At 73.5% G+C, this 25,258-nt stretch carries 26 protein-coding genes; 14 read left to right on the top strand and 12 right to left on the bottom strand.

Translation table 11 applies throughout. The features are described from left to right. The first annotated feature begins 17 nt into the window (after positions 1-17). Positions 18-632 (top strand): DUF1003 domain-containing protein, encoded by a 615-nt coding sequence (locus tag ACQ452_RS03490; protein WP_433389624.1) that lies wholly within the window; start codon positions 18-20, stop codon positions 630-632. Between the two features lie 80 nt (positions 633-712). After that, complete coding sequence (locus ACQ452_RS03485; RefSeq protein WP_433389622.1) at positions 713-1,864, top strand: Mrp/NBP35 family ATP-binding protein; 1,152 nt, start codon at positions 713-715, stop codon at positions 1,862-1,864. Positions 1,865-2,358: 494 nt separating this feature from the next. Here the strand turns inward: ACQ452_RS03485 and ACQ452_RS03480 are convergent, their stop codons facing one another. Both ACQ452_RS03480 and ACQ452_RS03475 read right to left on the bottom strand, forming a co-directional pair. Then, complete coding sequence (locus ACQ452_RS03480) at positions 2,359-2,778, bottom strand: preprotein translocase subunit TatB (protein WP_433389621.1); 420 nt, start codon at positions 2,776-2,778, stop codon at positions 2,359-2,361. A gap of 74 nt (positions 2,779-2,852) precedes the next feature. Further along, complete coding sequence (locus ACQ452_RS03475) at positions 2,853-4,193, bottom strand: S1C family serine protease (RefSeq protein WP_433389619.1); 1,341 nt, start codon at positions 4,191-4,193, stop codon at positions 2,853-2,855. 279 nt (positions 4,194-4,472) lie between these two features. Between ACQ452_RS03475 and ACQ452_RS03470 the strand changes: the two genes are divergently transcribed. Further along, positions 4,473-5,060, top strand: coding sequence for an O-methyltransferase (locus ACQ452_RS03470; RefSeq protein ID WP_433389618.1), 588 nt, complete (start codon positions 4,473-4,475; stop codon positions 5,058-5,060). A gap of 49 nt (positions 5,061-5,109) precedes the next feature. Here ACQ452_RS03470 and ACQ452_RS03465 read toward each other — a convergent pair whose 3' ends face one another. After that, positions 5,110-6,576, bottom strand: coding sequence for a leucyl aminopeptidase family protein (locus ACQ452_RS03465; protein WP_433389616.1), 1,467 nt, complete (start codon positions 6,574-6,576; stop codon positions 5,110-5,112). A 131-nt stretch (positions 6,577-6,707) separates the two neighbouring features. Continuing rightward, a complete protein-coding gene (locus ACQ452_RS03460) occupies positions 6,708-6,875 on the bottom strand; it encodes a DUF3117 domain-containing protein (RefSeq protein ID WP_007455245.1) in 168 nt (55 codons plus the stop codon). A gap of 189 nt (positions 6,876-7,064) precedes the next feature. Here ACQ452_RS03460 and ACQ452_RS03455 point away from each other — a divergent pair, with 189 nt between their 5' ends. Together ACQ452_RS03455 and ACQ452_RS03450 are read left to right on the top strand one after the other, a co-directional pair. Further along, positions 7,065-7,889: a PaaX family transcriptional regulator gene (locus ACQ452_RS03455; RefSeq protein WP_433389615.1), complete on the top strand. Its 825-nt coding sequence runs from the start codon at positions 7,065-7,067 to the stop codon at positions 7,887-7,889. Further along, positions 7,886-8,677, top strand: coding sequence for an enoyl-CoA hydratase-related protein (locus ACQ452_RS03450; RefSeq protein ID WP_433389613.1), 792 nt, complete (start codon positions 7,886-7,888; stop codon positions 8,675-8,677). Before ACQ452_RS03455 ends, ACQ452_RS03450 begins: the two co-directional genes overlap by 4 nt. Positions 8,678-8,772: 95 nt before the next feature. Here the strand turns inward: ACQ452_RS03450 and ACQ452_RS03445 are convergent, their stop codons facing one another. The 4 genes from ACQ452_RS03445 to ACQ452_RS03430 all read right to left on the bottom strand — a co-directional run bounded on the left by ACQ452_RS03445 (position 8,773) and on the right by ACQ452_RS03430 (position 11,328). Then, positions 8,773-9,396, bottom strand: a complete 624-nt coding sequence (locus ACQ452_RS03445) for a hypothetical protein (protein WP_433389612.1) — start codon at positions 9,394-9,396, stop codon at positions 8,773-8,775. Positions 9,397-9,409: 13 nt separating this feature from the next. Continuing rightward, complete coding sequence (locus ACQ452_RS03440; protein WP_433389610.1) at positions 9,410-9,991, bottom strand: DNA-3-methyladenine glycosylase I; 582 nt, start codon at positions 9,989-9,991, stop codon at positions 9,410-9,412. 162 nt (positions 9,992-10,153) lie between these two features. After that, a complete protein-coding gene (locus tag ACQ452_RS03435) occupies positions 10,154-10,651 on the bottom strand; it encodes an SRPBCC family protein (protein WP_433389608.1) in 498 nt (165 codons plus the stop codon). Then, positions 10,648-11,328, bottom strand: a complete 681-nt coding sequence (locus tag ACQ452_RS03430) for a DivIVA domain-containing protein (RefSeq protein WP_433389606.1) — start codon at positions 11,326-11,328, stop codon at positions 10,648-10,650. The genes ACQ452_RS03435 and ACQ452_RS03430 overlap by 4 nt, the downstream gene beginning before the upstream one ends. A 228-nt stretch (positions 11,329-11,556) precedes the next feature. Between ACQ452_RS03430 and folP the strand changes: the two genes are divergently transcribed. Beyond that, a complete protein-coding gene (gene folP, locus ACQ452_RS03425; protein WP_433389604.1) occupies positions 11,557-12,426 on the top strand; it encodes a dihydropteroate synthase in 870 nt (289 codons plus the stop codon). A gap of 44 nt (positions 12,427-12,470) precedes the next feature. On the opposite strand, the gene ndhC is transcribed toward folP, so the two are convergent. Continuing rightward, the gene (ndhC, locus tag ACQ452_RS03420; protein ID WP_433389603.1) at positions 12,471-12,848 is read right to left on the bottom strand and encodes an NADH-quinone oxidoreductase subunit A; all 378 of its coding nucleotides are present in this window, start codon (positions 12,846-12,848) and stop codon (positions 12,471-12,473) included. Positions 12,849-12,984: 136 nt separating this feature from the next. On the opposite strand from ndhC, the gene ACQ452_RS03415 reads away from it, so the two are divergent. The 3 genes from ACQ452_RS03415 (at position 12,985) to ACQ452_RS03405 (ending at position 17,558) form a co-directional block, all read left to right on the top strand. Continuing rightward, positions 12,985-14,373, top strand: a complete 1,389-nt coding sequence (locus ACQ452_RS03415) for a hypothetical protein (RefSeq protein WP_433389601.1) — start codon at positions 12,985-12,987, stop codon at positions 14,371-14,373. A gap of 310 nt (positions 14,374-14,683) precedes the next feature. Continuing rightward, positions 14,684-16,531 (top strand): 2-oxoacid:acceptor oxidoreductase subunit alpha, encoded by a 1,848-nt coding sequence (locus ACQ452_RS03410; RefSeq protein WP_433389599.1) that lies wholly within the window; start codon positions 14,684-14,686, stop codon positions 16,529-16,531. Then, entirely contained in the window at positions 16,524-17,558 is a 1,035-nt protein-coding gene (locus ACQ452_RS03405) for a 2-oxoacid:ferredoxin oxidoreductase subunit beta (RefSeq protein WP_433389597.1), read from the top strand. Before ACQ452_RS03410 ends, ACQ452_RS03405 begins: the two co-directional genes overlap by 8 nt. Before the next feature lie 150 nt (positions 17,559-17,708). Here the strand turns inward: ACQ452_RS03405 and ACQ452_RS03400 are convergent, their stop codons facing one another. Continuing rightward, positions 17,709-18,722, bottom strand: coding sequence for a potassium channel family protein (locus ACQ452_RS03400; protein ID WP_433389595.1), 1,014 nt, complete (start codon positions 18,720-18,722; stop codon positions 17,709-17,711). Positions 18,723-18,909: 187 nt separating this feature from the next. Here ACQ452_RS03400 and ACQ452_RS03395 point away from each other — a divergent pair, with 187 nt between their 5' ends. The 3 genes from ACQ452_RS03395 to ACQ452_RS03385 all read left to right on the top strand — a co-directional run bounded on the left by ACQ452_RS03395 (position 18,910) and on the right by ACQ452_RS03385 (position 20,959). Then, entirely contained in the window at positions 18,910-19,461 is a 552-nt protein-coding gene (locus tag ACQ452_RS03395) for a helix-turn-helix domain-containing protein (RefSeq protein WP_433389593.1), read from the top strand. Between the two features lie 136 nt (positions 19,462-19,597). Further along, on the top strand, positions 19,598-20,197 hold the full coding sequence (locus ACQ452_RS03390; protein WP_433389592.1) for a ClpP family protease: 600 nt from the start codon (positions 19,598-19,600) through the stop codon (positions 20,195-20,197). A 150-nt stretch (positions 20,198-20,347) separates the two neighbouring features. Beyond that, the gene (locus ACQ452_RS03385; protein ID WP_433389590.1) at positions 20,348-20,959 is read left to right on the top strand and encodes a class I SAM-dependent methyltransferase; all 612 of its coding nucleotides are present in this window, start codon (positions 20,348-20,350) and stop codon (positions 20,957-20,959) included. A gap of 114 nt (positions 20,960-21,073) precedes the next feature. Here ACQ452_RS03385 and ACQ452_RS03380 read toward each other — a convergent pair whose 3' ends face one another. Both ACQ452_RS03380 and ACQ452_RS03375 read right to left on the bottom strand, forming a co-directional pair. Further along, positions 21,074-22,258, bottom strand: coding sequence for a peptidase M23 (locus ACQ452_RS03380; RefSeq protein WP_433389588.1), 1,185 nt, complete (start codon positions 22,256-22,258; stop codon positions 21,074-21,076). Positions 22,259-22,853: 595 nt separating this feature from the next. Continuing rightward, a complete protein-coding gene (locus tag ACQ452_RS03375) occupies positions 22,854-23,117 on the bottom strand; it encodes a hypothetical protein (protein ID WP_433389587.1) in 264 nt (87 codons plus the stop codon). Between the two features lie 236 nt (positions 23,118-23,353). On the opposite strand from ACQ452_RS03375, the gene ACQ452_RS03370 reads away from it, so the two are divergent. Together ACQ452_RS03370 and ACQ452_RS03365 are read left to right on the top strand one after the other, a co-directional pair. Beyond that, the gene (locus ACQ452_RS03370; protein ID WP_433389585.1) at positions 23,354-23,854 is read left to right on the top strand and encodes a SigE family RNA polymerase sigma factor; all 501 of its coding nucleotides are present in this window, start codon (positions 23,354-23,356) and stop codon (positions 23,852-23,854) included. Beyond that, positions 23,851-25,242 (top strand): TolB family protein, encoded by a 1,392-nt coding sequence (locus tag ACQ452_RS03365; protein ID WP_433389583.1) that lies wholly within the window; start codon positions 23,851-23,853, stop codon positions 25,240-25,242. The genes ACQ452_RS03370 and ACQ452_RS03365 overlap by 4 nt, the downstream gene beginning before the upstream one ends. Positions 25,243-25,258: the final 16 nt, after the last annotated feature.

The following is a 25,258-nucleotide window of genomic DNA, read 5'->3' as shown; positions in this document are numbered from 1 at the left end:
CGAGCAGGACGACGAGAATGGCTGAACGGCGACGGGCGCAGCGGCTCGACCAGCCGCGCGAGCCCCGGGGCGTCAAGCTGCCCCGATTCGATCCGGAGGCCTTCGGCCGGTGGTCCGAGGGGATCGCCCGGGGAATGGGCACCGCCAACTTCATCGTCTACATGACGATCGTGATCGCGCTCTGGTTCGGCTGGAACACGCTGGCCCCGGCGCACCTGCGCTTCGACCCGTACACCTTCACGTTCCTGACCCTGGTGCTGTCCCTGCAGGCCAGCTACGCGGCCCCGCTGATCCTGCTGGCGCAGAACCGGCAGGCCGACCGGGACCGGGTCACCCAGGAGGAGGACCGCCGGCGGGCGACCATGCAGAAGGCCGACACGGAGTACCTGGCCCGGGAGATCGCCGCGTTGCGCAACGCGATGGGCGAGGTGGCGACCCGCGACTTCCTCCGCTCCGAGCTGGCCCGGCTGGCCGAGGAGCTGGACGAGGCGGGGCGGCGCCGGCAGCGGCTGGAGCGCCGGCAGCAGGGGCGGGTCGCGCAGTACGGGGACGGGCTGGACGAACCCCGCGACGACCTGGACGGCGACCCGGCCCACGGTGGCCTGCCGGGCGGCCGGGAACCGGCGGCCTGAGCGGCCAACCGCCCATCGACTCGCTCACACCGGCCCCGCTGCCCACGGCGGGGCACCGCCGCCGACGTAACATTGCCGGCATGTCAGCACCCGTCAGCACCGTCTCCGACGCGATCCAGGCCGCGCTGGCCACCGTCAACGACCCGGAGATCCGCCGGCCCATCACCGAACTGGGCATGGTCCGCTCCGCCGAGGTCGGCGACAACGGCGTCGTACGGGTCGAGCTGCTGCTCACCGTCGCCGGCTGCCCGCTGAAGGACAAGCTGCGCTCCGACATCACCGCCGCCGTCAGCGCGGTGCCCGGTGTGACCGGCGTGGAGATCGAGTTCGGCGTGATGAGCCCGGAGCAGCGCCAGGAGCTCCAGTCGAAGCTGCGTGGGGGCGGCGGCGCCTCCCAGGAGCCGGTCATCCCGTTCGCCCAGCCGGGCTCGCGCACCCGCGTGTACGCGGTCGCCAGCGGCAAGGGCGGCGTCGGCAAGTCCAGCGTGACGGTCAACCTGGCCGCCGCGCTGGCCGCCCGTGGGCTCTCCGTCGGCGTGGTCGACGCCGACATCTACGGCCACTCGGTGCCCCGGATGCTCGGCGCGGACGGGCGCCCGACCCGCGTCGAGGACATGATCATGCCGCCGCAGTCGCACGGCGTGAAGGTCATCTCCATCGGCATGTTCACCGCCGGCAACGCCGCCGTGGTGTGGCGCGGCCCGATGCTGCACCGGGCGTTGCAGCAGTTCCTCGCCGACGTCTACTGGGGTGAGCTGGACGTGCTCCTGCTCGACCTGCCCCCGGGCACCGGCGACGTGGCCATCTCCCTGGCCCAGCTGCTGCCCAACTCCGAGATCCTCATCGTGACCACCCCGCAGGCCGCCGCCGCCGAGGTGGCGGAGCGGGCCGGCGCGATCGCGTTGCAGACCCACCAGCGGGTCGTCGGCGTCATCGAGAACATGTCCTGGCTGGAACTGCCGGACGGCTCCCGGATGGAGGTCTTCGGCACCGGCGGCGGTCAGGCGGTGGCCGAGTCGCTGACGAAGACCATCGGTGCGCAGGTGCCGCTGCTCGGGCAGATCCCCCTCGACACCCGGGTCCGCGAGGCCGGCGACGTGGGCGTCCCGATCGTGCTGGCCGAGCCGCAGTCACCGGCCGCGAAGGCGCTGGGCCAGGTCGCCGACCGGCTCGCCGTGCGGCGGGAGTCGCTGCTGGGCAAGCCGCTGGGCCTCAAGCCCGCCGGCCGCTGACCGACCGCCGCCGACCTCACACCGCGCCACCGCACCGCACCGCGCCGGCCAATCTCCGCACCGCGCTGCACCGCACCGCACGCACCGCACGCACCGCACGCACCGCAGCACCGCAGCACCGCACGCACCGCAGCACCGCAGCACCGCAGCACCGCAGCACCGCAGCACCGCAGCACCGCAGCACCGCAGCACCGCAGCACCGCAGCACCGCAGCACCGCAGCACCGCAGCACCGCAGCACCGCAGCACCGCAGCACCGGCCAGTCTCCGCACAGCTCCACGGCCACGATCGTCTGACGGAAAACCGGCCGGATCCATCCCCCACTCCGGTTACCCGTCAACCAATCATGGTGACGATTGAACGGCAGCGGGAGCCGGCAACAGCACGAGCCGGAACCGGCAGCGGCAGCGGGCAGCGGCAGCGGGCAGCGGCCCGAGGGGCGGGCTCGCTGTCGCGACAGGCGGGCTCGGGTCGAGTCGGCCTGGCGGCGGGGGTCAGGTCGCGTCGTCGTAGCTGGCGCGGGGAGCCGGAGCCGGAGCGGGAGCGGTGACCGTGGAGCGGCTGCCGTTCGCGCGCGGGTCGACGGCGGCGGCGACGTCCTTCAGCTCGTCGTGCACGCCGGCGACGTCCGCCCGCAGGTTGTCGTAGACGCCCTGCAGGGGCTTCCGGATCGCCTGCTCCTCCTCTTCGCTGAGCAGGTGCTTGCGGATGAACGCCTTCGGGTGCAGGTCTTCCAGCTTGATGTCGGTGCCCAGCTCGCGGCTCAGGTCGGTGGTGGCGTTGCTGGCCATGGTGCGCAGGTTGCGCACCATGCGCAGGCCGTCGCCGATCACCGTGGGCAGCCGGTCACCGAAGATCAACAGTGCCAGCAGCAGCAGCGCTGCGATCTCCCACCAGTTCAGGTTCTCGAACACCGCACGAGCCTCCTCCGCCGTCGACAGCAAGACTACGCACGCCGGACGCTCTGCGGGGAGGGGGTGAACCACCCCTACTTGGCGTCGGCGGCCAGCCGCACCGAGGCGTTCTGCCGGTTCGTGCCCCGGCGGTACTCGACGGTCACCACCGCACCTGGCGCGAACTTCCGGACCAGCGCGATCAGGTCGGTCGGTTCCGTCATCGGTCGCCCGTCCAGCTTGAGGACCACGTCGCCGGTCCTCAGCCCCGCGCCGGCCGCCGGCCCGGACGGCTCCACGGCCGCCAGGCGCACGCCGGCGCCGCCGGTGCCCGAGGCGGTCCCGCCGACCGTGGCGCCGATCACCGTACGCCGGGCCTTCCCGGTGCCGATGATGTCCTGGGTGATCCGCTTGGCCTGGTTGATGGGGATCGCGAAGGCGAGACCGATGTTGCCCGCCTCCTGCCCCTCAGAGACCAGCGACTTGATGGTCGAGTTGACGCCGATGACCCGGCCCGCCCCGTCGACCAGTGGCCCACCCGAGTTGCCGTGGTTGACGGCCGCGTCGGTCTGGATCGCCGCGTAGTAGCGCGTGGGGCCGCCGGGCTCGCCGGCCCGCATCGTCCGGTCCAGGGCGCTGACGATGCCGGCCGTGACCGTGTTGGCCAGCGACAGCGGCGAGCCCATGGCCAGGACCGGGTCGCCGACGGCCAGCGCGTCGGAGTCGCCGAACTCGACCGGCCGCAGCCCCGACCGGGAGACCTTGATCACCGCGATGTCGGACTCCGGGTCCTGCCCGATGACCGTCGCCGGGGCCGAACTGCCGTCGTTGAAGACCACCGACGCCTTGCCGGTCGCCCCCGCCAGCACGTGATCGTTGGTGATCACGTGCCCGTCGGCGCTGGCGACGAAGCCGGAGCCCTCACTTGTGCCGCCGAGGCCGGCCACCCGTACGGTCACCACGCTGGGCAGCACCCGCTCGGCGACGCCGGCGAGCGACTCGGGCCGGCGCTGGGCCAGGCCGGGCGCCTGCGGGTCCGCGCCGAGCACAGTGCCCGCGGCACCCCCGCGCACCGCGAAGGCGTACCCGAGCGCGCCGCCGAGGCTGCCCGCGAGCAACGCGGTGATCAACGGGATGAGCAGCAGGTGGCGCAGTGTCGGCCGGCCCGGGGCGTCCGGGTCGCTGACCGGTTCCGGTTCGCTGCCCGGGCCGGGGGCGGCCGGCAGCACCACCGCGGCGGGCGCGCCCGGGTCGCGCCACGGGTCGGCCAGGGCGTCGGACCACCAGGGCGAAGTCGTGCCGCCCCCGCCGCCCTGAGGCGTCGGCGGCGACCCCACCGGTGGGTGTCCGGGCCCCGGCGGTCGCGCCGGTGCCGGAGTTCCCCCGGGCTGGCGCCAGTCCCAGCCGTCGGTCACGTCGGTGCCCTCCCAGTCCATCCCCGCGTCCCGCGATCCACCGACCCGGCGACAGGGTCGCCCACTCGCCCTCGACGGAACACCGCTTCCAGGATTACACGGATGCCGGACACACAGTCACCGGTTGCCGGCCGTGATCGTCGGGTGGCGGACGCCCGGCTGCGCCCGTTCGACGTCGCCTCTAGGCTCACAGTGCCCACTCGCCCCCGCACCACACGAGCCGCCCGGAGGTGTCCCATCGCCACGGTCGCCGGTTCCGGCACTTCGACGGCCCAGACCCTGCACTTCGCCGAGTCGTACGTGACCGAGGACCTCGTCCTGCGTACCGCCCGCAGCCTGGCCCACGAGGTCGGCCTCGACGCCGTGACCCCCGGTGCGGGGGCCGCGTTGCGGCTGCTCGCCGCCGCCGGCAGCGCCCGGGCGGTGGTGGAGATCGGCACCGGCACGGGAGTCAGCGGGGTCTGGCTGCTGCGCGGCATGCGCCCCGACGGCGTGCTGACCACCATCGACGTCGAGGTGGAGCACCAGCGGATCGCCCGACGCATCTTCACCCAGGCGGGCTTCGCCGCCGGCCGGACCCGGATCATCACCGGCCGCGCGCTGGACGTCCTCCCCCGGCTCGCCGACGGCGCGTACGACCTGGTCTTCGTGGACGCGCAGGCGACGAGCTTCGCCGCGTGCGTGGACGCTGCGCTGCGGCTGCTGCGGCCGGGCGGGGTGGTCGCGCTCAACGGCACGTTGGCCGGCGGCCGGATCGGCGACCCCGCCGCCCGCGACGTGGAGACGGTGACCGTCCGCGAGGCGCTCAAGGCGATCCGGGAGTCGGAGCACTGGATCCCGGCGCTGCTGCCGGTCGGCCAGGGGCTGCTCGCCGCCGTCAAGTGCTGACCCGCCGCCGCTGACCGGGCCCCCGCCGGGGACGGGCGCCGTCCGGCGGTCACCCCAACGAGCCAAGCCAGCGCAGCAGCGAGCGTACGCCCCAGCCGGTCGCGCCCCGGGTCAGCTCGGCGTCGTCGCCCTCGGCCCACGACGGCGCGGACATGTCCACGTGCAGCCACCGGTCGCGCAGCCCGCCGGTGAACTCGCGCAGGTAGAGCGCGGCCAGCACCGAACCGGCGCCCCGGTTCGGTGAGCTGTGCAGGTCGGCCAGTTCGCTGCCGAGGTGCTCGGTGTAGTCGGCGGGCAGCGGCATCCGCCAGGCGGCCTCCCCGGCGGTGGCGATCGCGGCCAGCATGTCCGCGGCGAGCTGCTCGTTGTCGCTGTAGAGGGCGCCGGTGCGCTTGCCCAGCGCGACCGCGTTCGCCCCGGTGAGGGTGGCCAGGTCGACCAGCAGGTCGGGTTCGAACTCGGCGACGGCGTACGCGAGCGCGTCGGCCAGCACCAGCCGGCCCTCCGCGTCGGAGTTGGTGGTCTCGCTGGTCGTGCCACCGTAGTGGCGCACGATGTCGCCGGGGCGGAACGCCGACCCGCTGAGCATGTTCTCCGCCAGCGGCGCGAGCGTGGTGACCCGCACCGGCAGGCCCAGGGCCGCCGCGCCGAGGGTCGCCGCGACCACCGCCGCCGCGCCGGCCATGTCCTTGCGCATCAGCTTCATCGACGCGACCGGCTTGATCGAGAGGCCGCCGGTGTCGAACGTGATCCCCTTGCCGACCAGCACCACGTGCACACGCGCGTCGGCCGGCCGCCAGTCCAGCTCGACCAGGCGCGGGCCGCTGGCCGAGCCGCCCCCGACGGCGAGGATCCCGCCGAAGCCCTCGGCAGCCAGCTCCTCCGGGCCGCGTACGCGCAGGTGCAGGTCCGGCACGCCGTCGGCGTGGGCGGCGACCTGGTCGGCGAACCACTGCGGGTTCTTGACCGATGACGGGGTGTTGGTGAGGTCGCGGGCGAACCGGGTCATCCGGGCCGTCGTACGGGCCGCCACCAGGGTCTCGGCGTGCGCGTCCGGGTCGGTCACCACGACGTCGACCCCGGCCAGGGCGGGCGCGGCGCCCGCGTCGGTCATCCGGAACCGGTACGACGCCAGCAGCAGCCCCTCGACCAGTCCGCGCACGGCCGCCGGGGCGACCTGCGCCGGCATGATCAACGTGACGTGTATCTCATCTTTCGCGGCCCGCGCCAGGGCCGCGCCGGCCGTCCGCCAGGCCGCCTCGTCGCCGTCGCCGATGCCGAGCAGCAGCAGCCGCCCGGGATCGCGCCCGGGCCGCAGGTGCGCGTGGACCTCGCCCGGCCGTCCGGCGAGCCGGGCCGCCGGCGTCAGGGCGGCGGCCTCCTCCCCCACGCCGTCGGGCAGCACCGCACCGGTCGGGGCCGGCCGGGCGGCACCGTCGTCACCCGGGACCGGCCGGACGGGCAGAACGAGGGTGTCGAGCCGGTCCGGCTCGGCGAGCAGACGGATGGCGAGCACGCGGAGCCGTACCTCCAGGAAAGCTCGCGGAGCGGGGCTCCGCGGGAGTTGAAGACCCTGAGCCACCGGCGGGGCCGGTGGCTCAGGGTGTGACGGAAGGGCCCACGCGGGCGCGGGGGCCGTTCCTTCGGTCAGCCGGCGGCTGCCTTCAGTGCGTCACCGAGTGCGTTGGCCTCGTCGGGAGTCATCTCGACGACAAGCCGGCCACCACCCTCCAGCGGGACGCGCATGACGATGCCCCGGCCCTCCTTGGTGACTTCCAGCGGACCGTCGCCCGTCCGCGGCTTCATCGCCGCCATGTTGTCTCCCCTCAGACCTACACCAGGGTCGGTGGGTTGCCCCACAGCCACTTCGTCTTGACCACCGCAACCTATGCGGAGGTGTCGACCAACGATTTTCCCTGATGAACACCGCCGGACCCAAACCGAAGCAGCATTGATGTAACAGTATCTAGCATATCCTGAGAAGGCCTGTCACAATGTGCGGTCATGCAGGCACGGTCGGCACTCTTCGACCTGTACGGCGACCACCTCCGGGCGAGGGGTGGCCGGGCACCCGTCGCCGCCCTGGTCAGGCTGCTCGCGCCGCTCGGGATCGCCCCGCCCGCCGTACGTACGGCGGTCTCCCGCATGGTCCGCCAGGGGTGGCTCGACCCGTGCCGGCTCACCCTGGGGCCGGGATATTCGATCACACCGAAGGCGGCCCGCCGATTGGACGAGGCGGCGGCCCGGATCTACCGGACCGGTCGGATCACCTGGGACGGACGGTTCGACCTCCTGGTGCTGGAGGCCCCCCTGTCCCGGCGGGACCGCCAGCGACTCGCCGCCAACCTGACCTTCCTCGGCTACGGCGCCCTGGGCGACTGCACCTGGGTCGCCACCCGGGCAGGCGAGGACGTGGACGTGCTGCTGCACGAGGCGGGCGTGCACTACGAGCGGTTCACCGCGGCGCACACCGCCGGCACCCCCGGCGCGATGGGGGTGGTCCGCCGGGCCTGGGACCTGGCCGAGATCGGCCAGGCGTACGAGCAGTTCGTCGCCGCGCAGCGCCCGCTGCTGTCCGGGGTCACCGTGCGCAGCGCCGACGAGGAGGCGTACGCTGCCCGGTTCCGGCTCGTGCACGCCTGGCGTACCTTCCTGTTCCGGGACCCGCAGCTACCGCCGGCGCTGCTCCCCGAGCGCTGGCCGGGCACCGCCGCGGCCAGCTTCTTCGACCGGCACGCGGCCCGGCTGCGGCCCGCCGCCGACCGGTACGTCGAGCAGTGCCTCGACGCCGGCAACCGCATCGCCCGACAGAAGGGTCCTGAGAAGTGACCGAGCCCCTGCTCGTCGACCGCACCGACGCCGTCGTCACCCTGACGCTGAACCGCCCCACGGCGATGAACGCGCTCGACGTGGCGCTCAAGGAGGCGCTGCGGGACACCCTCGCCGAGCTGGAGACCGACCGGTCCTGCCGGGCGGTGGTGCTCGCGGGCGCGGGTGGTGCGTTCAGTGCCGGCCAGGACCTGCGCGAGCACGTACGGGTCCTGGAGTCCACCGACAGCAACGCCCTGGACACCGTCCGGGCGCACTACAACCCGATCGCCGCCCGGCTGGCCAACCTGCCCAAGCCGGTCGTCGCGGCGGTGCGGGGGATGGCCGCCGGGGCGGGCGCGTCGCTGGCCTTCCTGGCCGACATCCGCATCGGCGGGCCGTCCACCAGCTTCCTGATGGCGTTCGCCAAGGTCGGGCTCGCCGCGGACACCGGCGCCTCCTGGACGCTGCCCCGGCTGGTCGGTCACGCCAAGGCCATCGAGCTGCTGCTGCTGGCCGAGCCGGTACGCGCCCAGGACGCCTGCCAGCTCGGGCTACTCAACCGCCTGATGCCGGACGACGAGCAGGTGCTGCCGGCCGCGCAGGAGCTGGCCGCCCGGCTGGCCGCCGGCCCGACCGTCGCGTACGGGGCGATCAAGCGGCAGCTCTCGATCGCCGACGCGGGCACGCTGGCCGACGCCCTGGCCGCCGAGGCCCAGGCACAGACGATCTGCGGTGGCACCGCCGACCACCGGGCCGCGACGGCGGCCTTCGTCAACAAGCAGAAGCCGGTCTTCGAGGGCCGCTGACGGTGGACCCCCGCCCGCCGGGCAGCCTGTCGTCGGGACGGCCGCCGCGAGGATCGCCGGTACCGACGCTCCTCCGGGTGTCGCCGCCGGGTCGGTCAGTCGTCCTCCTCCGGGTCCTGGTTGGCCTCCGCGCCGAGCACGAAGGCCTGCATGGCCAGCTCGTCGCCGAAGGGCGAGACGAAGGCGGGCAGCTCGCGGGGACCCAACTCCTGCACGTAGGCCCAGAACAGGCGGACCGCCTCGGCCGACGACGCGGCCTCGATCGGCAGGTCGAGGCTGACCAGCCAGGAGCGCCGCCGCGGCGGCGGGCCGAGCCGCTCCGCCAGCGCCGAGAAGGCCGCCGGGTCCAGCGCGGTCACCGGCCCGTCGAGCGTCAGCGTGTCGGCCGGCACCGGCTCGTCGAAGGCCCGCCGGGTGTACGCCACCACCAGCGGCGCCTGGGACCACCCGGACTGCGGATCGTCCGGGTCCTCCCGCTCCTGCCCGCCGGGCGCGGCGACCCGGCCCAGCGCCACCATCCGTGGCGGCGCGTCGACAAGCACGGCGACCCGGTCGCCGGGGCGGGGACGCGCGGCGTCGGTCAGGTCGGTCAGCTCGAGGGTGTCGTGGTGGACGAGTCGCTCGGCCTCGTAGCGCCCGGCGGGCAGCAGCAACGCCCAGGTGCCCGGGCCGTCGGCGGGGCGCGCGCCGTCCACCCGGTGCGCGGTGTCGGTCGTCATGGTCTCCATCCCATCACGCCGCCCGCCCCGCCACGACGTGGCAGCCCGCAAGGTGGTCGTCGACCATCCCGGTGGCCTGCATCAGCGCGTAGGCCGTGGTCGGACCGACGAAACGGAAACCCCGCTTCTTGAGCGCCTTGGCCATCGCGGTGGACTCCGGGGTCAACGCCGGCACCTGCGCGGCCGACGCGGGCCGGGCCACCCGGGGCGGCGGGGCGAAGGACCAGAGCAACGCGGAGATGCCCTCGGGCAGCTCCAGCGCCGCCCGGGCGTTGGCGATCGCCGCCTCGATCTTCGCCCGGTTGCGGACGATGCCGGCGTCGGCGAGCAGCCGGGCGACGTCCGAGTCGTCGTAGCCGGCCACGGTCTCGATGCGGAACTCGTCGAAGGCCAGCCGGAACGCGACACGTTTGCGCAGGATGGTCAGCCAGGACAGCCCCGATTGAAACGCCTCGAGCGTGAGCCGTTCGTAGAGCGCGTCGTCGCCGCGCAGGGGCCGACCCCACTCGGTGTCGTGGTAGGCGGCGTAGTCGGGGGTGCTCTGCCCCCAGCCGCATCGCGGCAGCCCGTCGGCGCCGATCACCAGGTCAGTCACGCGTCCACGCTAGGGCACCGCTCCGCCGAGGTCGGGGCCGCCGCATCGCACGACGCCCCGGCCGCCGCCGCCCGGTCCGCCCGGTGTCGACGACATCGGGTCGTCCCGGTCATGCGGTCGACCCGATGTCCGGGACGTCGAGTCGATCATGTGCGGCGCGGCTCAGGGCAGCCGGCCCTGCTCCACCAGCCGGCCGAACTTCCGCAGCGCCTGCGTCAGGCTGAACTTCGACCCCGGCCAGAGCACCGGCCAGGCCACCCGACCGGCGGGGCCGCCCGGCAGGTGGAACCACTCGTGCCAGACCACCTGGGTGCGGTTGCGCTCCAGCGGCGTGCAGCGCAGCACGCCGGGGCCGCGCAGCAGCTTCCCGCAGTGCACGACGCCCACCTCGTAGGGCGCGTCCACCCGGACCACCCGCATCTCGTCGCGCAGCACCGCGGGACCGAGCGTGGTGACCGCCTCGACCAGGCTGCCCTCGCCGCCGTCGCCCTCGACCACCCGGACGGTGGTGAAGGGGATCCAGTCCGACTGCCGTTCCCAGGCGGTGAGCGCCGCGAAGACCCGCTCCGCCGGCGCGTCGACGATCACCGTGGCGGTGACCTCGCCCGCGCCGGGTTGCGCCACCTCGCGCAGGACCTCGCCGTTGTCCGGGCCGCTCACTTGGGCTCCGACCAGGCCACCGGGCCGGGACCGCTCGCGTCGCCCGCCGGACGCGTCGCGGCGCCGGGCCGGTCCGCGACGCCGTCACCGCCCGCCGGGCCCGTGGCGTCGCCGGCCGGGCCCGTGGCGTCGCCCGCCGGGCCCGTGGCGTCGCCCGCCGGGCCCGTGGCGTCGCCCGCCGGGCCCGTGGCGTCGTCGGTGCTGCGGTGGACGACGATGTCGGGGCCGCGGTCCACGGCGCCGCCGGTGGGTGCGTCCGCCCCGCCGGCGGCGACCTGGACCGTCCCCCGGGCCGGCGGCGACGGCTCGGGGCCCGTCCGTTCCGCCTGCTCCCGGGCCTGACGCAGGGCGTCGGCGTCCGCCGTGCGCCCCGCACGCAGGGCGGCGACCTCCGCCTCCAGCACGCCGATCAGCTCGGACTTGTAGCCGATGTCGTAGGCCGCCCGGCGCAGCGCCTGGTCGACCTGGGTCATCCGGTAGCCCCGCAGCGCCGTGTCGAACCGGACCTCGCCCACGTCCGACTCGCGCAGCGGGCGGGCCCCCGGCAACGGCACCGCCCGTCCGTCCGGCTCGGCCGGCACCAGGCCGGGATCCCGGCCGGAGACCAGCACCGTCACCCCGAACACGACCGCCGCAACCGTCAACGCCACGACCAGCGGAAGCAGAACCTGACCCATACACAGATCGTGGCATGTCGAACGGTCCGGAGCGACCCCACCACCCGCCCGCGTTCCGATCCGTTCCGCCGGCACACCCGCGCACCCACCCCGCCGGCGGGGGCGGGGCCGGCGCGACCCCGGTGAACGGGGCCGGACCGGCAGGCGCCCGGTCCCGGCGGACCGGCTAGCGTCGTGAGCGGTCGGCGGCGGGACGCCGGCCGGCGGCGCGGACCCTAAGGAGGCGGCATGGCCGGGGCGCTTCGGCTCGGTGGGCGCACGTTCGGCCCGGACGAGCTGGTGGTGATGGCGATCGTCAACCGCACCCCGGACTCGTTCTTCGACCGGGGTGCCACCTTCGCCCACGACAGCGCGCTGCGCGCCGTGGAGCGGGCGGTCGGCGAGGGCGCCGAGATCATCGACATCGGCGGGGTCAAGGCCGGTCCGGGGGCCGAGGTGGACGTGGCCGAGGAGATCGGCCGCACGGTGGAGACCATCGCCGCCGTCCGGGCCGCCTTCCCCGAAGTGGTGATCTCGATCGACACCTGGCGGGCAGAGGTCGCCGTCGAGGCCGTCGCGGCGGGCGCGGACCTGCTCAACGACACCTGGTCGGGCGCCGACCCGGCGCTGGCCCGGGTGGCGGCCCAGACCGGTGCCGGCCTGGTCTGCTCGCACGCCGGCGGCCTGCCGCCCCGCACCCGGCCACACCGCGCGGCGTTCGCCGACGTGGTCGCCGACGTGGTCACGACGGTGACCGGGCTCGCCGAACGCGCGGTCTCGCTGGGCGTACGCGCCGACGGGATCCTGATCGACCCGGCGCACGACTTCGGCAAGAACACCCGCCACTCCCTGGAGCTGACCCGCCGCCTCGGCGAGCTCGCCGGCACCGGCTGGCCCCTGCTGGTCGCCCTGTCGAACAAGGACTTCATCGGCGAGACACTGGACCTGCCGGTCGCCGAGCGGCTGGAGGGCACGCTCGCCACCACCGCGGTCTCGGCCTGGCTGGGCGCCCGGGTGTTCCGCGCGCACCAGGTCCGCCCGACCCGCCGGGTGCTCGACATGGTCGCCTCGATCCGGGGCGACCGGCCGCCGACGCTGACCCGGCGCGGACTCGCCTGAGGGGTACGGGCTGCTCGTCGCCGCCCCGGCCGACCGGCGGGCGGTCAGGACCAGCGCAGGATGTTCTTCCGCCAGGCGTAGAGGATGCCGAGCGCCAGCACCGAGACGAAGACCGCCATCTCCACGACCGTGACCATGCCGAAGCCGGGCCGGTCGAAGACCACCGCCCAGGGGAAGAGGAACACCGACTCCACGGCGAACAACACGTAGAGGTACGCGTACACGTAGTAACGGATCTGCATCTGCGCCCAGTCGGCGCCGACCGGGTCGAGGCCGCACTCGTAGGTGGCGCGCTTGCCGAAGGGGTCCGCCGGGCGGGCGGGACGCAGCACCCGGTTGGCCGAGAACGCCACGACGAAGAAGAGGACGCCGGCGAGCAGCAGCAGCCCGAGCGTCGCGTACGAGCCCAGGTAACCGGTCACGGTCGCTGAGCCTACCGTCCCGACCCCGCGCCCCGCCCGGGTCGAACCTGTTACGGATTTGGTCCCCTGCGGGACTAGTGCCTCCGGGCAAGTGTTGTCGAATATGGGAATCTCACTCATCGTCACCGGAGGACAGATGGCCCGCGTGGACGTACGGCCCGACGGGCGGGCGCGTGACCGCCGCGCCGTGCCCCTACTGGCGATCTGCCTCGCGGTCGGGCTGACCGTCGTCGCCGTGCCGGTGCGGGCCACCGCCGCACCGGCGGCGACCCGGGTCGCCGCGACCGAACCGGCCGCCGAGCCCGGCGGGGACACCCCGACGGCGGAACCCACGGACGCCGGCCCGGTGCCCACCGAGGCGCCGCCGACCACGGCGCCACCGCCGCAGACGACGCCGCCGGCCGCGCCGACCGAACCGGCCGCGACGACCGCGGCCCCGCCGGAGACGGCCCCGACCACCGCCGCGCCCACCACCGCCGCGCCGCCGCCGGTCCGGCCGCCCGCGCCCGCCCCCGACCCACCGGCGTCCCCCGCCGGGGTCCGCGTCACCACCGACGACATCACCCTGACCCCCGCCTACTGGAACGCGCCCAGCACCGTGAGCACGCTGCGGGTGACGATCACGAACACCGGCACGACGCCCGCCCGGATCCGGCTGGCCTACACGCTGCCGGCGGGGCTGACCGACGCCGGCACCCGGGGCTGCGCCGCCGCCGGTGGCGACGGGGAGCACCGCTGCGGCGAGTGGGCCAGCGCCCCCGGCGCCCGGTTCAGCGCCCTGCTGCGCGTCCGCGTCGCCGGCGACGCGTGGCGACGGATGCCGCTCGGCGGCTCCGTGCGGGTCACCGCGAACGCACCCGGCGCGAACGCACCCGTGGGCGACGACGAGGGGTTCGCGGTGCTCTTCCCGCCCGGCCCGCCGGTGCCGGGGATCAGGGTGGACGCCGGCGAGGTCTCCTTCGACATCGGCGGCGTGGCGAGCGGCCTCGACGTAAGCCTGGACAACACCGGCCGGGTGGACGCCGACGGCCGGATCGAGGTGATCCTGCCGGCCGGCGTGACCGTGCCGGCGCCCCCGGCCGGCTGCGTTCCGGTCACCCCCGACCGTACGCGCTGCGAGCTGGGCACCGTCGCCGCCGGCCGGGGCGCGCGGCTACGGCTGCCGGTCTCCGCGACGCCGGAGGCCCAGCGGCGGGCCCCGCTGGCCGGCGCGGTGCTCGGGCAGCTCGACCCGCCCAGCGGCCGGACCAGGCAGGTGCAGATGAGCTTCCGGATCACCGCCGCCGCCGCGCTGGCGACGCCGGTGGCCGCACCGCCCGCGCCGACCGGGTCGCAGGGTGTGCTGGCGGCCGACGCCCCGGCGGGCGGCGCCGACGGCGGGGACGGCTCGGTGCGGCGCACCGCGGTCCTCCTGATCGTGATCTCCACCCTGTTGGTGGTGTTCGCCCTCGCGCTGGCGATCGCCTCGCTGCGGCGGCGGCTGGCCGCCCCCGGCGGCGGGCCGACCACGGCGCCGACGGAGTGAACGGGACCGTCCCGGGGGTCCGGCCGGGCCGGCCCGGCGTCCCGTCCGGTGATCTGGATTACGGCGGGCGGTCGGAAACGCCTCAAACCGGGGTGGAACATCGCTGGACCGCCTCCCACCAAGCGGTCTCCGAGGCGGTTGGGGCGGCGATTCGACGTAGGCTCTCAGGTGAGGTAACTACAGCGGACCGGGCCCGCCTCCGCGGGTCTGGCGCAGCGGTGCGTCAAGGAGGTCACGTGGCCGGGCAAGGCGAGGTCACCATCGTGTTCAGCCGCCCGCGCGACCGCGCCCAGCGAAGCGAGGTGCAGGCGTGACCAAGCAGATCCGTCAACTGGACCGGGTGATCATCCGGTTCGCCGGGGACTCCGGCGACGGCATGCAGCTCACCGGCGACCGGTTCACCTCGGAGACCGCGCAACTGGGCAACGACATCTCCACCCTGCCGAACTTCCCGGCGGAGATCCGGGCCCCCGCCGGCACCCTGCCCGGCGTGTCGAGCTTCCAGGTGCACTTCGCCGACTACGACATCCTCACCCCCGGCGACTCGCCGAACGTGCTGGTGGCGATGAACCCCGCGGCGCTCAAGGCGAACCTCGCCGATCTGCCGCGCGGGGCGGACATCATCGTCAACACCGACGAGTTCACCAAGCGCAACCTGGCCAAGGTCGGCTACCAGTCGAACCCGATCGAGGACGACTCCCTCGCCGGCTACGTGGTGCACCCGGTGGCGCTGACGTCGATGACGGTCGGTGCGCTCGCCGACCAGGCCGTATCCAAGAAGGACGCCGAACGGGCCAAGAACATGTTCGCCCTCGGCCTGCTCTCCTGGATGTACAGCCGGCCGTACGCCTCGACGCTGCGCTTCCTGGAGCGCAAGTTCGCCAAGCGCCCCGAGCTGGTCGCGGCGAACATCGCCGCGTTCCGGGCCGGCTGGAACTTCGGCGAGACGACCGAGGACTTCGCGGTGCGCTACGAGGTCAAGCCGGCGAAGATGCAGCCGGGCACCTACCGCAACATCACCGGTAACGCGGCGCTCTCGCTCGGCCTGGTGGCCGCCGGCGTCCGCTCCGGGCTGCCGGTCTTCCTGGGCGCCTACCCGATCACCCCGGCCTCGGACATCCTGCACGAGCTGAGCAAGCACAAGCGGCTCGGCGTGCTCACCATGCAGGCCGAGGACGAGATCGCGGCGGTCGGCGCGGCGCTGGGTGCGTCGTACGGCGGCTCGCTGGGCGTCACCACCACCAGCGGTCCCGGCGTGGCGCTCAAGAGCGAGACGATCTCCCTGGCGGTGGCGTTGGAGCTGCCGCTGGTCATCGTCGACGTGCAGCGGGCCGGCCCCTCCACGGGCATGCCCACGAAGACCGAACAGGCCGACCTCAACATGGCGCTGCACGGGCGCCACGGCGAGGCCCCGGTCGCGGTGATCGCGCCGAAGTCGCCGTCGGACTGCTTCCACGCGGCCATCGAGGCGGCCCGCATCGCGCTGACCTACCGCACCCCGGTCATCCTGCTCTCCGACAACTACGTCGCGAACGGCTCCGAGCCGTGGCTGCTGCCCGACGTCGAGTCGCTGCCCGACCTGCGCGTCGAGTTCGCCACGAAGCCCAACGACGTCGACGGCACCACCTTCCTGCCGTACCTGCGCGACCCGGAGACGCTGGCCCGGCCGTGGGCCGTACCGGGCACCGCCGGGCTGGAGCACCGCATCGGCGGGCTGGAGAAGGCCGACAAGACCGGCGACATCTCGTACGACCCGGCGAACCACGACTTCATGGTGCGTACCCGGGCCGCCCGGATCGAGACGATCCCCGTGCCGGACGTCGAGGTCGAGGACCCGGACGGCGACGCCCGGGTGCTTGTGCTCGGCTGGGGCTCCACGTACGGGCCGATCGGCGCGGCGTGCCGGGGCCTGCGCCAGCGCGGTCACGCTGTCGCGCAGGCGCACCTGCGGCACCTCGCCCCGATGCCCGCCAACCTCGGTGAGGTGCTGCGCGCCTACGACCGGGTGGTCATTCCCGAGATGAACCTCGGCCAGCTCGCCCACGTGCTCCGGGCGAAGTACCTGGTCGACGCTATCGGCTACAACCAGGTCCGCGGCCTGCCGTTCACGGCCAACGAGCTGGAGACGATGCTGGAAGAGGTCCTGAAGAATGTCTGAGCCCGTCGCCCTCAAGCTCACCACCAAGGACTTCAAGTCCGACCAGGAGGTGCGCTGGTGCCCCGGCTGCGGCGACTACGCGATCCTCGCCGCGATCCAGCAGTTCATGCCGGAGCTGAACATCCCGCGGGAGCGGATCGTCTTCGTCTCCGGCATCGGCTGCTCGTCCCGCTTCCCGTACTACATGAACACGTACGGGATGCACTCGATCCACGGCCGCGCCCCGGCGATCGCCACCGGCCTGTCGGTCAGCCGGCCCGACCTGTCGGTCTGGGTGGTCACGGGTGACGGTGACGCCCTCTCCATCGGCGGCAACCACCTGATCCACGCGCTGCGCCGCAACGTCAACCTGAAGATCCTGCTGTTCAACAACCGGATCTACGGCCTGACCAAGGGCCAGTATTCTCCGACCTCCGAGGTCGGGAAGGTCACGAAGTCGACGCCGGCCGGCTCGGCCGACGCGCCGTTCAACCCCCTGTCGCTGGCCCTCGGGGCCGAGGCCACCTTCGTGGGCCGCACCATCGACTCCGACCGCAAGCACCTCCAGTCGGTGCTGCGGGCCGCCGCGGAGCACCAGGGCTCGGCGTTCGTGGAGATCTACCAGAACTGCAACATCTTCAACGACGGCGCGTTCGAACAGCTCAAGGAGCCGGCCACCCGCGACGACTTCCTGATCCGGCTGGAGCACGGGCAGCCGATCACGTTCGGCCGGGACGGGCAGTTCTGCGTCGTGCACCCGCCGGGCGGTTTCGGCCTGGAGGTGCGGGAGACCACCTCGGTCGCCCCGGGGGAGATCGTCGTGCACGACGCGACGGTCAGCGACCCGGCGTACGCCTTCGCGCTGTCCCGGCTGCCCGGCCTGGACCTGCGCAACACCCCGATCGGTGTGTTCCGGTCGGTGGACCGGCCGTCGTACGACAGCGTGGTGCAGGCGCAGCTCGCCGCCGCGAAGGAGCAGGTCACCGAGACCCCCGAGCAGCAGCTCGCCGGCCTGCTCGCCAGCGGGGACACCTGGACGATCAGCTGACCGGTCCCCGCGGGGCGTACCGCCGGCGCGGGGCCGACCACCGGTGCTGCCAGGTCGGCTGACGAACGCGGCGGCCGCCGGCGGCCCGCGAGACACCCGAGACGCGAACAGGGCCCGTCACCGACCGGTGACGGGCCCTGTCGCGCAGGGTCAGAGCGCGCTGGTGGCCTGGGGACGGTCGTCGCGCACGTGCACCAGCATGTCGCCCGTCTCGATGACCGCGCCGGCCCGATCGGCCAGCGTGACCACCTTGCCCCGCCGCACCAGGGCGATGACCAGGGCATCCAGCTCCCGGGGGGAACGGCCCACCTCGGCGCGCTCGGCGGAACGCATCGCCAGCGCCATGCCCTGCCCGGGGGTGAGCAGATCCTCCACCACGTCGATCAGCGGCGGGGCCGAGGTGGAGAGGCCCAGCAGCCGGCCGGCGGTGGCCGACGAGACGATCACGTGGTGGGCGCCGCTCTGCTTGAGCAGCGGGGCGTTCTCGGCCTCCCGGGCGGCGGCGATGATCCGCACCTGCCCGGCGGTGAGCTGCCGCACGGTCAGCGCCACCAGGACGGAGGCGTCGTCGCTGTCGGTCGCGATGATCACCGCCTTGGCGTTGCGGACGTGCGCCTCGTTGAGCACCGACGAGCGGGTCGCCGAGCCCTCGATCGCCACCAGGCCGGCCGAGGTGGCCTGGCGCAGCGCCGCGCTGCTGCGCTCCACCACCACGATGCGGGACTTGTCGAGCCCGTTCTCCAGAAGGGCGGAAACCGCGCTGCGGCCCTTCGTGCCGTAGCCGCAGATGATGACGTGGTCCTTCACGGCTCTCCTCCACCGCGACAGGCGACGCCCGGTGCGGTACTGCTCGGTCAGCACTTCCAGGGTCGTGCCGACCAGGATGATCAGGAACAGCACCCGGGCCGGCGTGATGTAGATGACGTTGATCAGCCGGGCGCTCTGGCTGATCGGGGTGATGTCGCCGTAGCCGGTGGTCGAAAGGGTGACCACCGTGTAGTAGAAGCAGTCCAGGAGGGTCAGCGTGTCGTCGTTGACGTCGCGGTAGCCGTCCCGGTCGAGGTAGACCACGGCGACCGTGGCGAAGACCAGGCCGATGGCGGCGGCCAGCCGAAGACTCAACGCGCTGAGTGGGCCCCGGCGCTGCGCGGGAAAATGAATCACCTGTCGACCTGCCCCGACTCCGTCACCTGCACGTCCACAACATAGCGGCCTGGATAAATCTCGCACGGCGGGGTCGCCGACCCGGGGCCGGTGCGCCGGCGACGCGCACCCGGACGGGCAGACCACGCGCCCGGCAGGGGGCATGATGGAGGCTGTTCCCGGACGACGAGCCCGAGAGTGAGGCCGCATGTCGTTGCTGCGACGAGTCATCGGCGGGGTGCTGCGCCGGTTGCGGCTGCGGCAGGGCCGCACGCTGCGCGAGGTGGCCGAGGCCGCCGGGGTGTCGGTGCCCTACCTCTCCGAGGTCGAACGCGGCCGCAAGGAGGCCTCCTCGGAGGTGCTCGCGGCCATCTGCCGAGCCCTCGGCATCCACCTTTCCGACCTGCTGGAGGAGGCCCGCGACGACCTGCGCCGCGTGGAGCCGCGCATCCCCGCCGCGCCCCGGGCCGGCCTGGTCCGCCAGGACAGGGCGGGCATCACCCACCCCGACACCGCCAGCCCGACCGCCCGGGTCGGCCCCCGCACCGGCGGCCCCCTGCTGCACCTGGGGCCGCGGGCCGGCGGCCCGACCCTCCGCGTCGGGCGGCCCACCGCCCCAGCGCCTGCCCTGGCGCGTCGGGCCGCACCCGCTGCCCGACCGGGGCGCTTCGCGCCGGGCGCTCGCCCCGGCTTGCGTACCCGGGTCGCTCTCGGCTGCGCGCGGGCGCGGGCGGGCGCGCGACCGCTGACCGTCGGCTAGGCCGGCCGGTTCTGCTGTCGGCCGATCTGCCGCCGGCAGAATCGTTGGCGTCGCGTCCGCCGCCGCACGCAGGCTGGAGGCGCCGGTTCCCGGGCGCCCTTCGGCACCCGCCGGCACGGTCGGAAAGGCGGGCACGATGATCGGTATCGACGTGCGGATGTTGGACGGTGGGCAGCCGTCCTTCGGCGACCAGGTGTTCGAGCGGCTGCTGAGGGAGCGGATCATCTTCCTCGGCACCGAGGTCACCGACGCCTCGGCCAACCAGATCTGCGCCCAGATGCTCCTGCTCGCCGCCGAGGACCCGGAACGCGACATCGTGCTCTACATCAACTCGCCCGGCGGCTCGGTGAGCGCCGGCATGGCCGTCTACGACACGATGCGCTTCGTCCGCAACGACGTGGCCACGGTGGCGCTCGGCTTCGCCGGGTCGATGGGGCAGTTCCTGCTCTGCGCGGGCACGGCCGGCAAGCGTTACGCCCTGCCCCACTCACGGATCATGATGCACCAGCCGTCCGGCGGAATGGGCGGCACCGCCGCCGACATCAGGATCCAGGCGGAGAACATGCTGCACGTGAAGCGGACCATGCAGGAACTCATCGCGCGGCACAGCGGGCGCAGCCTGGCGGAGATCCAGCGGGACTGGGACCGCGACCGGTGGTTCACCGCCGAGGAGGCCCGCGAGTACGGCCTGATCGACCGGGTGGTCACCAGGGCCGAGCAGCTCCCGGCGAGCTGACGGCCCGGGACGGCACCCTGCGCTTCGAGGTGGATGCCGCCCGACGCCTCCCCCGCTCGTACCGACCTCGGCGGCCGCCGACCGCCCGCCACCGTCCCCGTCGACGGCCGTGCTTGCCCCGCCGGTCCGAGGGCCGATACAGTCGCGCGGGTGGACAGGGCACAGGTCCGGCAGGCGTACGCCGCCGTCGCAGACCTCTACATCGGGCTGTTCGGCACCCGGCAGCAGGTACACCCCGACGACCTCGCCTTCATCGGACGGCATCTGGCGGGCCGACCTGGCGCGGTGCTCGATCTGGGCTGCGGGCCCGGCCACCTCACCGACCACCTCCGGTCGCTCGGCGTCGACGCGACCGGAATCGACATGGTCCCCGAGTTCATCGCCCACGCGCAGGCGGCCCACCCGGGCGGAAGCTACCAGCTCGGCTCGTTTCAGGACCTCGCCGTCGCCAGCCACTCCATCGCCGGCATCCTGGCCTGGTTCTCGCTGATCCACCTGCCGCCGCAGGATCTCGACGGCGTGCTCGCCGGGTTCCGGCGAGCGATGGCCCCGGCCGGAAAGCTCGTGCTCGGCTTCTTCGACGGTGACGACGTCGCGGCCTTCGACCACAAGGTCGTGACCGCCTACCGCTGGCCCGTCGACGAGTTCTCCGAGCGGCTGACGGGGGCCGGCTTCGCGGAAGTGGAGCGCCTGCGGCCGCCGAGCGACGGCACCCATCGGCCCTACGCCGCGATCGCGGCAGTCGCGACCGGAGGAGGATGAGCTCAGGCGGCGAGCCGGGCACCCCCACCCTCGGCGGGTTCGTGCGTCCGGACGCGGCACGGCCTGTCGCCCGATTCCGGGCACACAAGGCCGTGCCGCGAGTGCGGTGGCGCGTCAGCACCAGCCGTTCACCTGGCTGGCCGCTCCGGTGTAGTGGTAGGCGTCGGGGATCCAGGTGCCGTCGGTGAGCCGGTTCCACAGGGCTGTGGTGCCCCAGCGGCCGGTGTGGGTGGTGCCGTTCGCCGAGCAGGCCACGGCCGCCGTGGCGCCGTCCGCGATCGAGCCGACGACGCCGTACCCGGTGCCGGGCCCGGACCGTCGGCTGATCGATGTGCCGCCGTTGCTGTCGACGATCCCCTCGGTGAGGCCGAGCGCGCCGTAGTTGTAGAGCGTCCCGCGGACGTTGACGCGGGTCGAGCCGTGCAGCGCGTAGCCCTCGTAGGCCGTGCTGCCCTCTCTCGGCACCCACTTGCCCAGGCTGTGGGTGGCGATCTTCACGTACGCGCTGTTCTGCCGCAACCCCAGGTGTACGTGCCGGCTGCTGGCGGAGCCGCCGCAGGTGATGTCGGTGCCGGTGTCGCCGAGGTAGGTGCCCGCCGAGACGGACGCGCCGTCGACGTTGATGTTGTTCCAGAGGTGGTAGTAGTCCGTGGCGTAGCCCCGGTCGTGGACCACCCGGATCCAGCCCTTGCACATCGTGTACGCGGTGCCGGCGCGCACGGCCAGCACCCGCTGGTCGCCGCCGAACAGGTCGATCGAGCTGTAGGGTCGCGGGGAGCCGGACCAGCCGTGTGGACCGCCCCTGAGGGTCCAGGACTGGCCGAGGGCGAACGGCAGGCGCATGCCGGTGCGGAAGTCCCCGTCGGCGGCCAGCGTGGTGGGTGCGGTGAAGGCGGCCCTTTCCCCTTCGGCGACGACGGAGGCGGGCGCGGCCAGGGCCAGCTCGGCGAAGGTTGCCTCGCCCTCGAAGGCGACCTGCCAGTCGTCGCGCTGCTGGCGGGCCACGAAGATCCAGCCGGACGGGAAGAGCCCCTCCGCCCTCGGGGCGACGAGCACGGCGGTGCCGAAGGCCCAGGCCCGGCCGTCCCGGCGGGTGACGGTCACCCGGGTGTCCGCCGCACCGGCGGCGCGGATTCCCGGGTCCGCCGCGACCGCGGCCTCCCCGAGTAGTTTGTGCTGCACGGCGGCGGTGACGTCGGTGGCCGGCGCGGCGTGGGCGCCGCTCGATGCGGTGCCGGTCAAGGTGATGCCGAGCAGGATCGCTGTGGCGGCACCGAGCCGGCGTCGAGTAATGATCATGTCCTACCCGGAGGGTCGAGGGGCTGACGCATACCCGAAGGACGATAGACCTTTAATTTACATACGTCTATTAGTGCCGACTGGACTCCCCCCAGGCGATTGGAGATTCGTTTCGTGACCACGATTATTGAGACGACGGGGCTTGTTCTCGTCGTCGCGGTCTCACTGATCCTCCTGGTGCTCATGGTGATCCACCTGCTGAAGCCACGAGCCTCCCGGCCCGACGACGATGCCGGCGATTACCCGCTTCACCCTCCACCAGACGGAGGCGCAGGCGGCGGGGACTAGTTCAAGCGGCTCGCGGGCCGTACCGTCGGTTCCGAAGATCGGTAGCGGGTGTGCTGGTCGACCCGGATCGCCTGGTCGACCGGGCAGCCGTCAGGCCCGATCATGACCGCTGCCGCGCCGGGGACACGGCTACCCGCAGGTGGCAGGCACGGCTGTCCGGCGGCGTACGACTCACCGCACCAGGCCTCGGGGCCGGGACGGCCTGCCGTGCCGCCGGCTTTCGTGGGACCGGGCTCGATGCCCGACGGCAAGCCGCGAAGCGGCGGGCCGACCGCCCGTCCGCGACCGGCTTGCGAAATCGAAGGCACTACACCCTGCGAAACTCGCTGAGCCACCCGCGCACCTGCGCATCGTCATGCAGGTACGGCTCATCCGGCCCATGGCGTAGGTCGATGCCGGCGAGGATCCCGAGTGCCCACCACACCGCCTCGTCAACCTCGACGCCTTCCAGGTCGAGCATGGTCCGGGTAGCCCAGCGGTCCACCTCGTCACGCGGCTGGCGGCCGGTGAGGATGGCGACGAACCGCGTCTCCAGGTCGGCGCGGCTGGGAGGGATCGGCTGCGGGATCATCACCGCGATCCTGTCAGACCGGCCCCCATACAACTCATCCAAGATCAGTCCGTGGATAGTCCGTGACGATTCGGGCCAACGTTGCTGGGCGGCGAACATGTGACCAGCGCGGTGGTCGACGTGGACGCGGTTTCACCCGCTGACCAGCGTCAGGCGCGGGCGGTGCGCCACTATCGCCGTGCTTGGCCTCAACCATTGTGGCGACGGGAGGCGTCTTACCTGACGAGGGGGTTGGCATGACCGAGACGTTCCACGAGTTCGTGGCGCACCGCTCACCAGCGTTGTCCCGGACGGCCTATCTGCTCACCGGCGATCACCATCTCGCCGAGGATCTGCTGCAGAGCGCGCTGGCGAAGACGTACCAGCACTGGCGGCGCATCCGCGGCGACCCGGATGCCTACGTACGGCGGGTGATGTACCACCATCAGGTCTCCTGGTGGCGGCGCCGCCGCCTCGCCGAACGGCTGGACCCGGAGCCCACCGACCGACCCGGCGACGACCACTCCGACGCGACCGCCCTGCGGCTCACCCTGGCGGCCGCGCTGCGCCAACTCACCCCGCGCCAACGCGCCGTGGTCGTGCTGCGGTTCTACGAGGACCTGACCGAGACGCAGGTCGCCGAGGTGCTGGGCTGCTCCGTCGGCACGGTGAAGCGGCACGGCCACGACGCGGTACGCCGGCTGCGCGCCATCGCCCCCGACCTGGTCGACCCCGCGGCGGAAAGGATCCCGCGATGACCGCCCGACTACGCGAGTCGCTGCACACTGCGGCGGCTGACGTCCCCGCGTACCCGGTCTACGAACGGGCGCTCGCCACCGCCCGCCGCTCCCGCCGCCGTACCGCAGTCGCGGCCGCGGCGGCGCTGGTGCTGGTCGCGCTGGCCGGGGCGGTGCTGCCGCCGGCGGGTACCCCCGCCGTCGACCCGGCAGCCGGTGCTAAGGCCGCGCTGCCCGACCGGGTCGGTGTACCGCCCCTCGGCAGCCTGCACGCCACCGATCGACCGCGCCTCGGTCCCGCCTCGGTGATCTTCACCGGTCAGGCCCCGCGCCTGACATACGGCGACGAGGGCAGCATCATCGCGGTCGTCGGTGCGGACGCCGACCGCTACCGGATCATCAAAGGTGAGATCGAGGCACAAGCCGGCGAGGAGACGGTACTGTCTCCCGACGGTCGCCTGATCGCCAGCAGATCAGCCGGCTACACGAATCCCGGAGTGAAGATCGTCGACCTGGTGACCGGGCGCAGCCGTACCGTGGCCAGCGGGGTCTTCGGCACCGTCATGGTCGAACCGGCGGGCTGGTCGCCGGACGGACGGGCGCTGGTCGTCCGAGACACTGTGCCGGCCAACCCGCAGCGCAGCGCCTACCGGCAGGTGCTCAGCATCGTCCGGATGGACGGCGACCGCCGGACCCGGCTGGCCGACGATCACGAGGGGAACAGGTCCCCGGTCGCATTCGCCCCGGACGGTGCACGGCTGGCCTTCCAAACCGGACGGACGGTCTCTGTCGCCGCCCTCGACGGCCAGCGGCTCTCCTCGTTCACCCTCGCGCCCGAGACGGAACTGGCTGGCAAGGGCGCCTGGAGCACAGACGGACGGGCGCTGACGGTAACCCGGCGGGACGGCGGCAGCTGGAGCCTGCGGCGGATCGACCCGGCCACGGGCAGGGACCTCGGCGCGATGGACACGCCGGCCGTCTCCGGGGTGACCGCCATTCGGCTGCTGGGGTGGGCGTTGGACGGGACGGCGCGCGTCGTCGCTTACCAACCAGCACCCCACGCTCCGGCCGCGTTCGACGCGCCCCTCGAGATGGATCAGCGACTGGCGTACGGCAACGTCGGCACTGTGCGGGTGCTGGCCCTCGGTCGTGGCGCGGATGCTCCCACCACCCTGCTCACCGCCCCAAAAGATGTCGTCGCGATCGACGTTTCCGACGACGTGGTCCGCAGCGGTCGCACCCGTGAGGCAAGCCCGCCCCACGGAGTGGGCCCCCGATTCTGGTTCTGGACCATCCTCATCATCGTCCTGGTGACCGGCATCGCGGCATACCGCTGCCGCGAAGGGATAGCGCTCTGGCTCGACGACCGGCGTGTCAGGCGTGCGCGCGGGCGAGGTGGGTGCTCCTGATCGCAGAGGTTGGAAG

This window comes from Micromonospora sp. KLBMP9576, from assembly GCF_050941805.1.
GTDB lineage: Bacteria > Actinomycetota > Actinomycetes > Mycobacteriales > Micromonosporaceae > Micromonospora.
Note: the sequence above shows the minus strand (reverse complement) of the source record. Positions and strands in the feature narration are given on the sequence as shown.

Coding starts and splice junctions, on each gene's coding strand:
- ACQ452_RS03490 (WP_433389624.1), top strand. CDS start 18: ATGGCTGAACGGCGACGGGCGCAGCGGCTCGACCAGCCGCGCGAGCCC.
- ACQ452_RS03485 (WP_433389622.1), top strand. CDS start 713: ATGTCAGCACCCGTCAGCACCGTCTCCGACGCGATCCAGGCCGCGCTG.
- ACQ452_RS03475 (WP_433389619.1), bottom strand. CDS start 4,193: ATGGACTGGGAGGGCACCGACGTGACCGACGGCTGGGACTGGCGCCAG.
- ACQ452_RS03460 (WP_007455245.1), bottom strand. CDS start 6,875: ATGGCGGCGATGAAGCCGCGGACGGGCGACGGTCCGCTGGAAGTCACC.
- ACQ452_RS03455 (WP_433389615.1), top strand. CDS start 7,065: ATGCAGGCACGGTCGGCACTCTTCGACCTGTACGGCGACCACCTCCGG.
- ACQ452_RS03445 (WP_433389612.1), bottom strand. CDS start 9,396: ATGACGACCGACACCGCGCACCGGGTGGACGGCGCGCGCCCCGCCGAC.
- ACQ452_RS03430 (WP_433389606.1), bottom strand. CDS start 11,328: ATGGGTCAGGTTCTGCTTCCGCTGGTCGTGGCGTTGACGGTTGCGGCG.
- folP (WP_433389604.1), top strand. CDS start 11,557: ATGGCCGGGGCGCTTCGGCTCGGTGGGCGCACGTTCGGCCCGGACGAG.
- ACQ452_RS03415 (WP_433389601.1), top strand. CDS start 12,985: ATGGCCCGCGTGGACGTACGGCCCGACGGGCGGGCGCGTGACCGCCGC.
- ACQ452_RS03405 (WP_433389597.1), top strand. CDS start 16,524: ATGTCTGAGCCCGTCGCCCTCAAGCTCACCACCAAGGACTTCAAGTCC.
- ACQ452_RS03395 (WP_433389593.1), top strand. CDS start 18,910: ATGTCGTTGCTGCGACGAGTCATCGGCGGGGTGCTGCGCCGGTTGCGG.
- ACQ452_RS03390 (WP_433389592.1), top strand. CDS start 19,598: ATGATCGGTATCGACGTGCGGATGTTGGACGGTGGGCAGCCGTCCTTC.
- ACQ452_RS03380 (WP_433389588.1), bottom strand. CDS start 22,258: ATGATCATTACTCGACGCCGGCTCGGTGCCGCCACAGCGATCCTGCTC.
- ACQ452_RS03375 (WP_433389587.1), bottom strand. CDS start 23,117: ATGATCCCGCAGCCGATCCCTCCCAGCCGCGCCGACCTGGAGACGCGG.
- ACQ452_RS03370 (WP_433389585.1), top strand. CDS start 23,354: ATGACCGAGACGTTCCACGAGTTCGTGGCGCACCGCTCACCAGCGTTG.
- ACQ452_RS03365 (WP_433389583.1), top strand. CDS start 23,851: ATGACCGCCCGACTACGCGAGTCGCTGCACACTGCGGCGGCTGACGTC.